This window comes from Borreliella californiensis, assembly GCF_014205885.1.
GTDB lineage: Bacteria > Spirochaetota > Spirochaetia > Borreliales > Borreliaceae > Borreliella > Borreliella californiensis.
Genome location: NZ_JACHFB010000001.1, coordinates 76714 through 92194, shown reverse-complemented (window position 1 = coordinate 92194; position 15481 = coordinate 76714). Strand labels below are relative to the sequence as shown.

Below are 15481 nucleotides of genomic sequence, written 5' to 3'. Positions count from 1 at the left end.
CTATAAAAACACTAAAAACAAACAAAATCAAAAAAAAAAATGATTCCAAAAATATTCTCATAAATAAAAAAATAAAATTTTTTATTTTGACAAAAAAATACACACGAACATTTTACCAAATAACAATATGTGTCAATACAACACTATTACTGAAAGCTTAAGAAAAATATACATCTTGCAAATGATCAAAATGAATCAATTTTATTAAATTTTAAGAAAGAAAAAAATTTGTAAAATATTTTTTTTAAAGATAAAATGCTTTATCAAAGGAGGAAAAATGGAAAAAAAAGAAACTAAAAGCGAATCTGAAAAAACCAATAAACAAGACAACAAAAATACAAAATCTCAAAAAAAAGAAAACTTAAATTTAGTAAATTCTGATAAAAAAATTACTGAACTTGAAAATGAAATCTCCAATCTTAAAGATTTATATTTAAGAAAACAAGCAGAATTTGAAAACTTCAGAAAAAGATTAGAAAAAGAAAAAGATAATTTTGTTAAATTTGCAAATGAAACCATAATGAAAGATGTCGTCAATTTTCTTGATAACTTAGAACGAGCTATTAACTCTTCAAAAAAATCCAAAGATTTTGATAACTTATTAACAGGAATCAGTATGATTGAAAATGAAATACTGTCAATCTTTGATAAAAAATATAATTTAAAAAAATTTGGAGAAAATGGCGAAAATTTTGATCCAAGTCGTCATGAAGCAATAAGCATTGAAGAGAAAGAAGGTCTTAAAAATCCAGAAATAGTAGAAGTATACCAAAAAGGATATTGCTACAATGACAGAATATTAAGAACAGCAAAAGTTAAAGTTGCTCAAAGTAAAAATTAATTAGAAAAAGGAGGTTTATAATATGGGCAAAATAATAGGTATTGACCTAGGAACAACAAACTCATGCGTAGCTATAATGGAGCATGGAAAACCAGTTGTAATACAAAACTCAGAAGGAGGAAGAACTACTCCATCTATTGTTGCTTACACAAATAAAGGCGAAAGACTTGTGGGACAAGTCGCAAAAAACCAAATGGTTACAAACCCTGAAAACACAATTTATTCTATCAAAAGATTTATGGGAAGAAGATTTGAAGAGGTTGCAAGCGAAATAAAAATGGTTCCTTATAAAATAGAAAAAGGATTAAATGGCGATGCACGAGTAAACATTTCCAATATAAAAAAGCAAATGTCACCGCCTGAGATTTCAGCAGCAACTCTTACAAAAATGAAAGAAACAGCAGAGGCGTACTTAGGTGAAAAAGTTACAGAGGCTGTAATTACAGTTCCTGCTTACTTTAATGATGCTCAAAGACAAGCCACAAAAGATGCCGGTAAAATAGCAGGTCTTGAAGTAAAAAGAATTGTTAACGAGCCAACTGCTGCTGCTCTTGCTTATGGAATTGAAAAAAAACACGAAGAGATTGTTGCTGTTTATGATCTTGGTGGAGGAACATTTGACATTTCAATATTGGAGCTTGGAGATGGTGTTTTTGAAGTAAAATCAACCAACGGAGACACACATCTTGGTGGTGACAATTTTGACGATGAGATAATAAAGCATTTAATTTCAGAATTCAAAAAAGAAAGCGCCATTGATTTATCAAACGACAAAATGGCTCTTCAAAGGCTCAAAGAGGCAGCCGAAAAAGCCAAAATAGAACTCTCAGGCGCTCAAGAAGCTTCAATAAATCTTCCATTTATTACAGCAGATGCAAATGGTCCAAAACACTTACAACATACTCTAACAAGAGCAAAATTCGAGCAAATGGTAGACCATTTGGTTCAAAAAACAAAAGAACCATGCCTTAAGGCTATTAAAGATGCAGGTCTTAAAGCTTCTGATATCAATGAAGTAATACTTGTAGGTGGATCAACAAGAATTCCTGCTATTCAAAAAATTGTAAAAGATATATTTGGACAAGATCCTAACAAAGGAGTAAATCCAGATGAAGCCGTAGCAATTGGAGCTGCTATTCAGGGTGGTATTTTAACAGGAGAAACTAAAGACATGGTACTTCTTGACGTTACTCCACTATCACTAGGAATAGAAACACTAGGCGGTGTTATGACTAAACTTATTGAACGAAACACTACAATTCCTACAAAAAAAAGTCAAGTATTCTCAACAGCTGCAGACAATCAAACCTCTGTTGATATTAAAGTCCTTCAAGGTGAGCGTGAAATGGCAGCACAAAATAGAATACTAGGTAATTTTATACTTGATGGAATACCAGCAGCGCCAAGAGGAGTGCCTCAAATTGAAGTTAGCTTTGACATTGATGCTAATGGAATAGTTCATGTGTCTGCAAAAGATATGGGAACAGGCAAAGAACAAAAAATTAGAATTGAATCATCATCAGGGCTCTCTGAATCAGAAATAGATCGAATGGTAAAAGATGCAGAAGCTCATGCAGAAGAAGATAAAAAATTAAAAGAAAATATTGAATCAAAAAATACAGCTAATTCTTTAATTTATCAAACAGAAAAATCACTAAAAGAATATTCTGAAAAAATTTCAAGCGAAGACAAAGAAGCTATTGAAAGCAAAATAAAAGAATTAAAAGAAAGTCTTGAAAAAGAAGACATTTCACTTATAAAATCTAGAACAGAAGAACTTCAAAAAGCTTCTTACAAAATAGCTGAGATGATGTATAAAGATTCTGCCCAGCAAAATGCAAGCAGCCAACAAGAAAATGGTCCCCAAAGCAATACAAGCGAAGAAGGCAAAGAAGCTGATTATGAGGTTGTTGATGAGGATAAAAAATAGTGAAAAAAGATTATTATGAAATTTTGGGGCTCTCAAAAGGAGCCTCAAAAGATGAGATTAAAAAAGCCTATAGAAAAATAGCAATTAAATATCACCCAGACAGAAATCAAGGGAATGAAGAGGCCGCCTCTATCTTTAAAGAAGCTACTCAAGCTTACGAAGTTTTAATAGATGACAATAAAAAAGCTAAATACGACAGATTTGGACATTCCGCTTTTGAAGGAGGAGGATTTGAAGGATTTTCAGGCGGATTTAGTGGATTTTCAGACATCTTTGAAGATTTTGGCGATATTTTTGATTCATTTTTCACTGGCAACAAAGGACAAGAAAAAAATAGAAAACATGCAAAAGGTGAAGACTTGGGATATAACATAGAAATATCTCTTGAAAATGCATACTTTGGGTACAAAAATAATATAAACATAACAAGACAAATGCTTTGCGATTCTTGTTTAGGGAAAAAATCTGAAAAAGGTACAAGTCCTTCAATATGTAATATGTGCAACGGCAGTGGAAGAGTGGTACAAGGCGGAGGATTTTTCAGGGTTACAACAACATGTTCTAAATGTTATGGTGAGGGCAAAATAATATCAAACCCTTGTAAATCTTGTAAAGGAAAAGGAAGCCTTACAAAGCAAGAAACCATTCAATTAAACATTCCCCCAGGCATTGATAATAACCAACAAATAAAAATGAAAGGCAAGGGAAATGTTAATCCAGACAATCAAGAATACGGTGATCTTTATGTAAAAATATTGATAAGATCTCATAAAATATTTAAAAGAAATGGCAAAGATCTCTATGCAATGCTTCCAATAAGCTTCACTCAAGCAGCCCTTGGAAAAGAAGTAAAAATAAAAACAATCTCTTCAAAAGAGATTAAAATACAAATTCCAAAAGGAATAGATAATGAAGAACAAATTTTAATTAAAAACGCAGGAATGCCAATTCTTCAAACCGAAAAATTTGGAAATTTAATATTAATCACTAAAATAAAAACACCTAAAAATTTAAATTCTACTGCTATTAAACTTTTTGAAAATTTGAGCAAAGAATTAAAAGATGGTGATGAAATAAATTTACTTAAAGTATAATGTATATAACTCATGCCAATTCAATAATTGAAAGCATTAAAAATAATAAAGGATTTGAACTTTATATATCAAAAAAAAGTTCAAAAACTATAGAAATTGAAAAGCTGGCTAAAACGCAAAATATAAAAATAATAAGAATAAGTCCAAATGAACTTAACAAAATTCTTAAAAATAAAGACCACAGAGGATTTGCATTAAAATTAAAACTTGAAAAAAATAAAAATGCAAAAACACAAACCAAAGATTTTGAAAACTTGCTAGAAACATTTAAAAAAAAAGAAAATGCTTTCATTTTACTTCTAGACGAAATAGAAGATCCCCAAAACTTTGGAGCAATCCTTAGAACAGCAGAACAGTTTAATATAGATCTTGTAATTACTACTCAAAAACGTAGTGCAAAAGACAATTATACAGTTTTGCGCACTAGCTCTGGTGCAAGTCAATATGTAAAAAAATTAACAGTGACAAATATAAACAACACAATAAATCTTTTAAAAAATCATGGCTTTTGGATATACACTAGTGATATAAAAGGACAAGATATAAACAAAATCAAAATAAGCGACAAAAAAATTGCACTTATTTTAGGAAATGAAGGGAAAGGTGTACACAGGCTAATAAAAGAAAATTCTGATTTTTTAATAAGGATCCCAACTAGCGGAAAAATAGACTCACTTAATGTTTCTGTATCTACAGGAATTTTAATCTTTGAAATCAAAAGGCAATCAAATCTACTCTAAAGCATTAAATTAAATAAAAACTTCATTTAAAAAAACAAAAACATTTTAATAAAACCTATTTTAAAAAATTTCCTAACTCAACAGATGCAATAAACCCCTCAGCAGCAGCAGTAATTGCTTGAGCATAAACTTTATTACTAACATCTCCACATGAAAAAACACCATCAACACTTGTTTTAACAACATCTTTAGTGACAATAAATCCTTCTTCATCCAAATTTAAAAATCCCTTTAAAAATTCTGTATTTGGCTTATAACCAACAGCCATAAATACAGCACTCACTTCTAATTCATAAAAAACATTATTTTTTTTATTAAAAATCTTAACCGAAGAAACAGAAGATTTACCATCTACTTCTATGGCTTCTGAATTATATAAAATTTCAATATTAGGCAACTTAGCAACACTATCTCTTAACATAGCAATAGCTCTAAGATTATCTTTTCTTACAATAAGATAAACCTTGTCCACCAATTTGCTTAAATAAATTGATTCTGAGAGAGCAGTGTTACCTCCACCAATTACTGCAACCCTTTTCCCTTTAAAAAGATGCCCATCACAAATTGCACAAACCGAAATACCCTTATTCCAAAATAACCCCGAATTTTTAAGAGTTTCAAGTTTTTTGGGTTTTGATCCCACGGCAATAATAACAGCTTTACTTTTATAAATATAATTTTCTGTATAAAGATAGAAAATATTATTCTCCCTTTTTATAGAAAAAACAGTTTCTAGAAAAGCTTTAGCTCCAAGATTTACTGCTTGCTCTCTCATATTTGACATCAAATCTCTACCACTTATTCCATTTTTAAAGCCAGGATAATTATAAACTTCTGTGGTTGTAGTAAGCTGTCCTCCAGGTTCAGGGCCTTCTAAAATAGCAGTCTTATAATTGCTCATAACAGAATAAATCCCAGCTGTTAGTCCAGCCGGGCCAGATCCTACAATTATTACATCTTCAACAAATTCTACCTCTTTTTGAGATAAATTTTCCTTTTTGGGCAGATTTATATCAATAGTTTCAAATTTTAACATATCTAAACTTCAAGCCTCTCTTAAAAATTTGAATATTAATCTTAACGTTGCTAAAACTAATATTCAATACTTAAGACCAATTCATAAGTTTACTAACATTAACCTCAAAAACAGAACATGGAATAAAAATACCAAAATTATTTAATACATAAGGTGAAATTTCGCCAAAACTACCTATATTAAAGCCTCCAATCAAAATATCTGCTCCCCTACCATTAATATAAAAAGTGGTTTTTGATTCTATTAAATTAATCTCAATATTTAAATAATAAAAAAGCGTTGCAACAATTGAGTTAATCTCATTAAAAGAAATTTCCTTGCCAGACATTAAAAAAGCTAAATTGGTAAAAGTACTTGTTCCTTCAATAGTATCCAAATTCTTTAAAGCTACCTTGCCAACTTCAAAAATTTTATGTGGATAAGGAAAATTAGAACTAACGCTTTCTGATTTTAATAAATTAGGAATTATTGATGCTCTAACATATTCATAATTTTCTGTGATTGGATTAGATACTTTTAAAAAATTTTGATCATTAATATTCATTCTATCAATAAAATCTTTCTTAGAGCCCATATAATTATAAATCATCTCTTGAAATCCCATACCCACCATTAAATTTCTAATATTCCTTGAAAACTCTTCTAATCGGCTAAGCCTTCCCACTGCAAAAGCCTTAGGAAGCTCTGGATGAAAACTTAAAAGACCTTCCCCTATCATTACATCTTCAATTACATCAACCTCATGAAGAAAATCGTTTCTATAAAAAGGTGGAATAATATAGTTTTTCAAATCTCTAGAATAAGAATTTACTCCCATTTTTTTTAAACTAAGGCAAATGCGCTCTAATGTTAAATTGCTTCCAAGCAATCTATTAATATTTTTAACATTAAACTCCACTTCTTCTTGAAAATAATAAGGACATACTAATTCTTTAAAATCCAAACCAGAAGGCTCTCTAAACACAGTTTTTACAGGCAAAATTTCAAAACCCATATCATAAAAATCACAGGCTGCTATAGATAACGCTAACAAAGTTGATTCAAAATCAATACCCGTAACCTCAACAAATAAATCAGTATCACCAACCTTTAAAGATCCAATATTGTTAGAATTAATTATTGGGGGATAAGAGACTACATTATTATTATTATCTAATAATAACGGATACTTATCAAAATTTTTAATAATATGTGAATATTCCAATCCTTTGGGATGCTTTTCATTTATTTCTAAAAGAGAAAGCTCAAAATCCATTCCCAAGGGAACAAACTTGTGATTAGGAGATGCAGCGACATAACTTATTGGAAATTTAATAAAATTAGAATTATACATCCCCATTGCAATTCTTTTTCTCTTTTGTCCATAATTTTGACAAAGTTTTTCTTGAAATTGAATTAGTGTCTCAAGCATTCTATCATCAATAATCAATCCTTTTGCTAAAAATCCAAAAATAAAAGGTCTGATTTGAGACATTTTGCCATCCACCAAAATTTCACCATAAAATTTTTTAAAGTTTCCCCTTTTTGAAAAAAAATCATAATAGGGCATTTCTCCAAAAAAATACGTTTTTATCTGACGAGCAAGTCCTAAATAAGACCACAAATCTGGTCTATTTGTATCATTAAATTCTATTTTGATTTTTCCTGAATTTTCATCAAACTCATCAAATTCCGCTTTAAATGGTTCAAGTAATTCCGAAATCTCTAAATTTGTAAAATTTTTTCCTATTTTATCTAAAAAAAGATTTTTATAAATTTCTACCTTTGGCATCTATCTTTCCTCGTCTTAAAATAACATCACCAATATCATAAGTAAATAGATCTCTCAAATCATTTAGGCCTAAGTGCATTAAAGCCATTCTATCTATTCCAATCCCCCAAGCAATAACAGGTAGATCAATGCCCAAAGGCCTTGTAACTTCCGGCCTAAAAATTCCGCTTCCTCCAAGTTCAAACCAGCCAAGAACAGGATGTTTTACATGTATTTCAATCGAAGGTTCCGTAAAGGGAAAATATGCAGGAACATATTTAACTTCCGTAGCACCTGCAAATTCTTTGGCAAAAATTTCAAGAAGACCCAGCAAAGTTTTAATGCTAACACCATCTTCAATAACAATCCCCTCAGTTTGATAAAAATCTACTCCGTGAGTTGCATCTACCTGATCATATCTAAAACATCTAATAACTCCAAAATATCTGCTTGGGCTCTTGGCATTAATTAATTGTTTTGCAGAAAGAACAGTACCATGGGTTCTTAAAACCAATCTCTTAGAAAGATCTTCGCTAAAACTATATCTCCAGCCCCTTGAACCTGTTGCGTATCCTGTTTCATGGGCTAATTTTACATTAGAAAAATAAGGTTCGGGTAAAGATTCTTGCATGCTAGGATCTGAGATGTAATAAACATCCTTAATATCACGAGAAGGATGAAATTGAGGCATAAAAAGAGCATCGTTGTTAAAAAATTCTGTTTCTACTAAAGGCCCATCAAACTCTTGAAAACCAAGACCTACTAATTTGTCTTTAATTTTAGAAATATAATCTAAATAAGAATTGGCACGCCCAATAAAAGTTTTAGCTGATGGAATATGAATATTGTAAGCTCTAAATTTTTTATTCTCATATGTTTTATTTTTTAAAATTTCAGGAGTAAGCTTAGTAAGCTCATCCCCAATCAATTTACTTTTCATTAAAAAATTTTTAACTTCCAATCCAAAACTTGATAATCTAAACTTTAAATCAAGTTTTTCTATTATTTTAAAAAATACAGAATCTGCTCCTTTTTTCTTAGCAAAACTTGATATTAATAAAAGCTCTTCAGCTGTCAAACTTTCTCTAAGAAGATCACTATTTTTTGCTCTTTCTAATAAAACACGTATTTTTTGATAATTAGCCTCTATGCCGTCTAAACAATTTATAATAATCCGTTTATTTAAATTAAGAGAAAGAATGCCCTCTTTTAACAAATTGCCAAAAGCTTTTCTCACTTCTTTAACATCAATATCAAACTCTAAGGCTAAATTTGAAGCCAAAACTTCTTTTCGAGATACTAGATTTATTATTTTTTCCTCAACAAACCCATCTCTTAAAGCGCTAAGACCCTTTTCTGTTGTTTTATAAAATACATTTAATTTTCTATAAATCTCTTCAATAATCCCCTTAGAATTTAACCATTCAACTGTTTTATTTGCCTGACCTTCATTAAACCCTAATTTTTCAATAATAATTGAAGCAGAAATATCATCCCCTTCTTTATTGTTTGCAATTACTTTTACCTCAAGAGGATGCAATGTTTTTATTAAATTTAAATCTGCCTTCATAAATATAACCCTTAATCACCTTTATTGCTTATACCAAGCTCTAAAATAAGCTCAACTTCTCCAATAGATAATTTGGTAGCTCTAGAAATTTCTTCAGCACTCCATCCCTGCCTCATTAATTTTATTACAGAATTCCTAACAGTTTCATTATTAAGACCAACATTATCTTGATATTTAGAATCGGTTTTGACAAGAATCCCAAGAGTTTTTATTCTCTCTTCTGCTGCAATATTTAAATTCTCCAACCTTGTCTCAGATTTCACCACCTTCTCTCTCATGGTCAAAGTATTTTTCAACTTATTTTCAATATCTAATAGCATTGCCTTTAAATTCTGAGCATTAATCAACACTTCTTCTGATAACCCTTTGTTTGATAAGAGGCTTGAAACAACATTTTCCATATCCTTGAGATTTTCTTGAAACTTTGCACTCTCTTTGCTTAAGTTATTAAATCTTTTTTCTACTTCATTTATTAAATCAAAATTTTTATCAACAGACTCTATAGTACTCTTTAATATACTCTCTTTATTACTAATTCTTTCATAATTATCAAGAATAGTTCTCTGCTCATCAGCTATCTCTTTTATTTTAGCTTTATAAATTTGAATTTCATCATAAGATTCCACCAAACTCTTATATCTACTATCAAATGAAGAGTAAAATTCAAAAAATCTATTAAAATCATCTTTAATAGATTTAATTGATTCTTGTTCTAACTTTAACTCATTAAAAGTTTCAATAATGTCCAATGTTTCTTTTTGAATATTATAGAATTCTTTATTAACGTTTTCAAAATTATTTTTATATTCCTGAGCAAGATCTATCTCATTTTTTAAAGTTTCCCATAATTTTTCCAACTTGTCCTTAAGAGAATAAGCCTCCAAAAATATTGAATTATTTCTTTCAAGCTCAGCATCCAATTTTTTAAAATTTTCAATTTGATTTTTAAATTGAAAATTTATTTTATCATAACTATCTTCAAATTCTGCCTTCAAATCAGATTTATATTCAACCAAATTGTCTTTAATCTCACTAATAAATTTGTTAAATTGAATATCATAATTTAATATTTTAGATTCAAGTTCTAAAATATTGGTATCAACTTCTTTCAACAATTCTTTATGATTTTTTTTAAATTCAATCTCAAATTTATCAATTTGTTCCTGTAAGCCATTCTTTATCGTTTCAATCTCTAGTGTTGAATATTTTAAATTTTTTTTAAGCTCATCCTCAAGTAAACCAAACTCCGATTTTATAGATTTAGAAAAGGAATTATATTCATTCTCAATTGATGTCTCAATATTATTTCTATATAAACTAATTTTTTCAGAAAATTCTGAGATATTTTTATTAATTAATTCAATTTGTCCTTCAAAGCTTTCTTTATCACTAGAAATTACATCAACCATTTCACGCCTTGCTTTATCAAGATTAGAAGACAAAGTTGTAAATTCATGCTCTAATTTGTGATTAAGTTCAAAAATCTTATCCTCAAGATCCTTTTGCTGAGTTAAAAATTTCACTTCTGCTTGAATTAAGATATCTTCAGTTTTCTTATTAACCTTTTCGTCTATCTTTTCTACTTTAAAATCAACAAATTTTTCAAGATCTAAAACTTTAAGATTTAATGACTCACCAATATTTTTAAAATCAAGATGAACTGATTGTTCGATTTTTTTAGCCTCGTTTTGCAAATTGCTAAAAATCTCTTCAGCCTTACTCTCAAAACCATCTTTAAAAGATTCTAAACCAATCTTAACATTAAAAATGTCATTCTCAAATGATCTAATTCCAAGTTCAGCAAGATTTATTTTCTTCTCTATTGCACTATAAGATTTTTCTTGCCAATTTTTTACATCATCTTTAATATTTAAAAACCAAGAATCAATAATACTTTGCTTATTATTTATAAAATCAACAAATTCATCTACTTTCCCAGTAATATTGGTTTCCATTAAAGCTATCTCACTCTGTATATCTTTTTTTTTAGAAGAAAATTCTTTAGCAAAATCCAAATAAAAATTTTCTTTATCATATTTCATTTTTTGTTCAATATCTAAGCGGAAATTTTGAATAAGTTCTGTTTTGTTTTCCAAATTTTTAGACAAATCATATTCTAAATTTTGAATTTTATCATTATGTGCGGCAATAAAGTTTTCCAAAGAATATTTAAGCTCTTCGCCTCTAACTTTTAAATCTTTAAAAAAGTCTTCTTCTAACAGTTTAAGATGCGATGAAACATTCTGATAAGACTCTTCTTTTAATCTAAGAACATCCTTTTCAACATTATTTAAATCAGATTCAAGATTTTTAAGATTTTTCAGTTGAGATTCAAGTTCAAAAATCATCTCTTTATTAGAACTCTTAAACTCTTCACTTAAAGTTGCAATATAAGAATTTAATCTCTCTAAAAACTCATCGTACATATCAGCGTACTTCTTTTCAAGTCCATCATATTGACTTAAAGCCAAATTATCAATGGATTTAATTTTGTTGTCAATTTTATTCTCTAAATTTAATTGCCCTTCATTACACCTTTCTTCAAGTTCAATATACTTAAGATCAAAATCATTGACTATTTTATCAACACAATCACTCACTTTATCATTCAAATTTTTCTCTATGCTATCAAAAGTACTTTCAATAGATTTTAAAGAATCAATTCTCTTGTGAATTTCATCTTCATACTTTACAATGCCCTCATCAATTAAAGTGTTTGCCTTCTTTATACAAACCTCAAAATGATTTTTTATATTCTCTTCAGCACTTACCTTAATCTCTCCAAATTGAGAATTTATAACACCGTAACAATCTTTAATTTTATCTTGCAATTCTTTTTCAAAATCTAAAATATCTTTTGATCTTTGCTCTACTATCTCAAAATTATGATCCATTTCAGAAATCTTAATTCTCAAATTTTCATCATTGCTTGTAAGTGTTTTATAGATTTCATCTCTAATTTTTGAAATAGCCCCTTCACTTTCAATTAAAAATGTAGAATATCTCTCTTCAAAATTATTCTCAATAAGTTTGAACCTTTCCCTATAAAGATCGTTTAAAAACTCAGCCTTACTCTCAATATTATTTTTAAGCTCATTTGTTATCTCTCCAAATCTCTCTTTTGCTTGCATAATATCACTATCAATCGTTCTTCTATAATCAATTGCTTCTTCTAATCTAGATTTATAATACTGTTCAATCTCTTTAACAAGCTCATTAATTTTTGCTTCTCCATCATCCGTTAAATCTTTAACTTTCAATTCAAATTTTTCAACTTGATATTTTGATACATCAAAAGATTCCTTAAGTTTTTGAAGATTTTCATCCATACCTTTGCTAAGACTATCTATTCTATCTGTCAATCTTCTACTTAGATTTTCAATTTCATGCATTATTTCATTTTCAAGTTTACTAGAAATATTTTCTGAATACCCCCTATAATTAGATATCACCTCATTATATTTTCCATTAATTTCTTTGTTTATATCATTAAACTTAACACTAAGAGAATCAAGAGTAATATCTATATTGGCCTGAAAAGAAGCAATATCGGTTCTTTTATCCTGCAATAAACTGTCAACCTCTTTAACAAATTCCTCTGAATTATTTAAAACTGAGGCAAATTTCTTTGATAAATTTTCTTCAAGTTCTCTAGTCTCTTTATTAAAATGGTTCATTATGTCTTGCAAGAGCTCATCAGAATATATAGCACCTTGATTTCTAAACTCATCTATTTTCTCAAGATAATAACTCTCAAGACTTTCCATAGAAAATTTAAGCTCTTTAATTTTTGTAGTCACCTCAGAATCTATTAAATCCAGATCAACTTTACCTGAAGACAATAAATTTTCAATTTTAACAGTTATTTCGTTTAATTTACTTTGCCAATCGCTAAGCTTACTGTCTACTTCATTGTTAATTGAATCCTTCCTGCTTAAAATATCCTTAGAAATTCTATCTAAAAAATCATCAATTTGCTTTTGATTGTCTGATTTTATGTTAGAGACAATTTGTAGTTTTGACTCAATAAATTCATTAAGATCAGATTTAAAATTATTTAAAATATCTTCTGATTCAATCTTGAAATCTTTTAATTTATAATCACATTCTTCAATCTTGCTTATAACAAAATTATTTTTATCATCAAATTTTTTGTTCAAATCTTCAAGCATAAATACACTTTTATCTTTAATTATTTCTGTTTGCCTATCAATAAACTCTTTAATTCCTAATATGGCCTCATCACTTTGTGAATATGACATGTCTTTTAATTCTTTGTATTTTTCTATCACTAAACTCTCAATATCACCTGTTTTTAATAAAACATATTCCATTCTATCGTTAACATCTTTTTCTAAATTTTCTATTTTTAAAGTAGCAGATGAAAGTAGCTCTTCACTAGAAATCTTAATATCAAGCAAAGATTTATTTAAAGCAATAAGCTCATCTTTCCAACTGCCATGCATATCAATAGCTTTTTTTTGAATATGATCTGAAAGATCATTAAAAACGCTCTCACTAAGCTCTATTCCTTTATCTTTTTGAATTTGAATTAAGCTTAAAAATTCTTCATTTGTTTTATTTATTTGAGATTCAATATTTTTTAAATTAGAATCCATTTCATCTTGCCACTTTGAATATTGAAGCTTACTTTCTTCTAGCTGAGTAACAAAAATATTCACTTCACTGTAATAACGATCCTTAAACTCTACTATATTTTTACCAATTTCATCTTTAATATTAATTAAACTAGCATTAAAATTTTCCTTTAAAGTCTCCTGGGTTTTTTCAAAAATATTATAAAAAGATCCAACTTCATTTTCTAATTTTTTGTTTAAATCCTGAAATTCTTGATAATTATTGGCTGCCTCTTGAGAGAGTGTATCAAATTTCTCACCATAAATTAAAGAAAATTCATCCATTTCTACTGTTAATTTATCCGTAAAGCTCTTATATTTGGACTCCATTTGATCTTCAAATTTAGTGCTACTAGAATCCAAAGATTCAAAAAGAGCCTTGTACTTGGCATTTATACTATCACTTAAACTTGAATAATTATTATTAAACCTACCATTAATTTCTTCAAAATTAGAAATCAAATTATCATTAAGCTTAATAAGCTTGTCTTGAAGATTTGAATCAACATCCAAAAGATGAGATTCTAACTGCATTTTAAGTTGATTAATATCACCTTTAAAACTTTCACTAAATACTTCAATATCTGATCCAAACTTGCCTTTAAATTCAAGATATATTCCATTAGAATCATCCTCAAGCCTCTTTATTAAATCAATAACACCTATCTGAACACTTTCCATTTTAGAATTTAAATCTAACAAAGTAAGCTCCACCCTTTCTCTAATGTTATTATCAACTTGATTTATTTTATCTTCATAATCCTCATAAATATTTTTAAGATTTAACTCAACTTGAAATCTAAATTTATCAAAAACATCATCGACTTGCTCCTCATACTTTCCCATCTCTATTCGCATTGACTCCTCAAGTGAATTAATTCTTGAATAAACATTGTCTTTAAAATAAGAACTCATAGAAGAAATTTCATTGTCCACCAAAATCAATTTATCCTCAAGCTTATCTTTAATTTCTTTAGAGCGATCATCAACATATGCAAAAATATCCTTAAATTTATTTTGTAATTCTTCATTCAGTCTATTTAGAATAAAATCTTCTTTTTCATTAATTTTATTCTTTACACTCTCCATAATAAGCTCTATAGAATCTTCTATTAACTTATATTTGTTTTCATAAAAATTAAAAGAACTTTCAATCTCTTTGCTATATTTTTCAATATTAAATTCGACCTTTTTAAGAAAATCGTTGAATTCTAAATCTAATTTCTCATTGCCCTTAACTAAAATATCATTTTTTCTCTCTTCAATATTTGCTAAATCTTTTTCATAAAGACTAATCTCTTTATTCAAAGTATCCATTTTAAAAACAAGTTCCTTAATATTAGTATCAAACTTTTCCCAACTAGCAGTTTTAATAGATTCGAGATTTTCTTTATTAGTCTTGTCAAATTTTTCTAATACTAAATTTAAATTTGATTCAACTGAATCAATCTGAGTATTAAATCCTTTTAAAGTTTTTGAAAGCTTATCTACTATTTTCCCATCAACTTGCAATCTTTGTATATTCTCTTGAACTTTAAAAGTCATTTCATCAAGATCCTTAAGCATAGAATCATGATAAGCTATCTTTTTTTCAACCTCTGCAAAATCATTGCTTTTATTTTTAATCTTTTGCTGAACTTCCTCAATCTTTTTTATTATTTCTATACTAGATCTTTGATAAGCTTCCATATCAACAGCAAGATCATTAATCTCTTTTGTCTTATCTTCAATAAAATCTTCAAGATTAATCTTTGTAAGATCAACAAACTTTTTAATTTTATCTAATGCTCTAGAACGCTTATCATATTGCCTATAAACAAATAAAACTATTGAAACCAAAAACAGGTTAACTAAAATAGTCGCAAAATCTATCATAAAATATT

8 protein-coding genes are annotated in these 15481 nt (G+C 28.4%); 4 read left to right on the top strand and 4 right to left on the bottom strand.

Going from position 1 to position 15481, the window contains the following annotated elements:
- The first annotated feature begins 277 nt into the window (after positions 1-277).
- From grpE to rlmB, 4 genes are read left to right on the top strand one after another with little or no spacing between them, the layout of a single operon-like run.
- Entirely contained in the window at positions 278-841 is a 564-nt protein-coding gene (gene grpE / locus HNP67_RS00510) for a nucleotide exchange factor GrpE (RefSeq protein ID WP_008882627.1), read from the top strand.
- A gap of 22 nt (positions 842-863) precedes the next feature.
- The gene (gene dnaK / locus HNP67_RS00505) at positions 864-2771 is read left to right on the top strand and encodes a molecular chaperone DnaK (protein ID WP_184123995.1); all 1908 of its coding nucleotides are present in this window, start codon (positions 864-866) and stop codon (positions 2769-2771) included.
- Positions 2771-3865 (top strand): molecular chaperone DnaJ, encoded by a 1095-nt coding sequence (gene dnaJ / locus HNP67_RS00500; RefSeq protein WP_184123992.1) that lies wholly within the window; start codon positions 2771-2773, stop codon positions 3863-3865. Before dnaK ends, dnaJ begins: the two co-directional genes overlap by 1 nt.
- On the top strand, positions 3865-4605 hold the full coding sequence (gene rlmB / locus HNP67_RS00495; RefSeq protein WP_184123989.1) for a 23S rRNA (guanosine(2251)-2'-O)-methyltransferase RlmB: 741 nt from the start codon (positions 3865-3867) through the stop codon (positions 4603-4605). Before dnaJ ends, rlmB begins: the two co-directional genes overlap by 1 nt.
- A gap of 55 nt (positions 4606-4660) precedes the next feature.
- Here rlmB and trxB read toward each other — a convergent pair whose 3' ends face one another.
- From trxB to HNP67_RS00475, 4 genes are all read right to left on the bottom strand, one after another.
- Positions 4661-5641, bottom strand: coding sequence for a thioredoxin-disulfide reductase (gene trxB, locus HNP67_RS00490; protein WP_184123986.1), 981 nt, complete (start codon positions 5639-5641; stop codon positions 4661-4663).
- A gap of 70 nt (positions 5642-5711) precedes the next feature.
- The gene (gene pheT / locus HNP67_RS00485; RefSeq protein ID WP_184123983.1) at positions 5712-7412 is read right to left on the bottom strand and encodes a phenylalanine--tRNA ligase subunit beta; all 1701 of its coding nucleotides are present in this window, start codon (positions 7410-7412) and stop codon (positions 5712-5714) included.
- Positions 7390-8961, bottom strand: a complete 1572-nt coding sequence (gene pheS / locus HNP67_RS00480; protein WP_184123980.1) for a phenylalanine--tRNA ligase subunit alpha — start codon at positions 8959-8961, stop codon at positions 7390-7392. The genes pheT and pheS overlap by 23 nt, the downstream gene beginning before the upstream one ends.
- A gap of 11 nt (positions 8962-8972) precedes the next feature.
- Positions 8973-15473, bottom strand: a complete 6501-nt coding sequence (locus tag HNP67_RS00475; protein ID WP_184123977.1) for a SpiroCoCo family coiled-coil protein — start codon at positions 15471-15473, stop codon at positions 8973-8975.
- Positions 15474-15481 lie beyond the last annotated feature (8 nt).

What these genes read in the sequence shown, in the direction of transcription:
- rlmB (WP_184123989.1), top strand. Translation starts at nt 3,865, where the DNA reads ATGTATATAACTCATGCCAATTCAATAATTGAAAGCATTAAAAATAAT.
- grpE (WP_008882627.1), top strand. Translation starts at nt 278, where the DNA reads ATGGAAAAAAAAGAAACTAAAAGCGAATCTGAAAAAACCAATAAACAA.
- pheS (WP_184123980.1), bottom strand. Translation starts at nt 8,961, where the DNA reads ATGAAGGCAGATTTAAATTTAATAAAAACATTGCATCCTCTTGAGGTA.
- trxB (WP_184123986.1), bottom strand. Translation starts at nt 5,641, where the DNA reads ATGTTAAAATTTGAAACTATTGATATAAATCTGCCCAAAAAGGAAAAT.
- HNP67_RS00475 (WP_184123977.1), bottom strand. Translation starts at nt 15,473, where the DNA reads ATGATAGATTTTGCGACTATTTTAGTTAACCTGTTTTTGGTTTCAATA.
- pheT (WP_184123983.1), bottom strand. Translation starts at nt 7,412, where the DNA reads ATGCCAAAGGTAGAAATTTATAAAAATCTTTTTTTAGATAAAATAGGA.
- dnaK (WP_184123995.1), top strand. Translation starts at nt 864, where the DNA reads ATGGGCAAAATAATAGGTATTGACCTAGGAACAACAAACTCATGCGTA.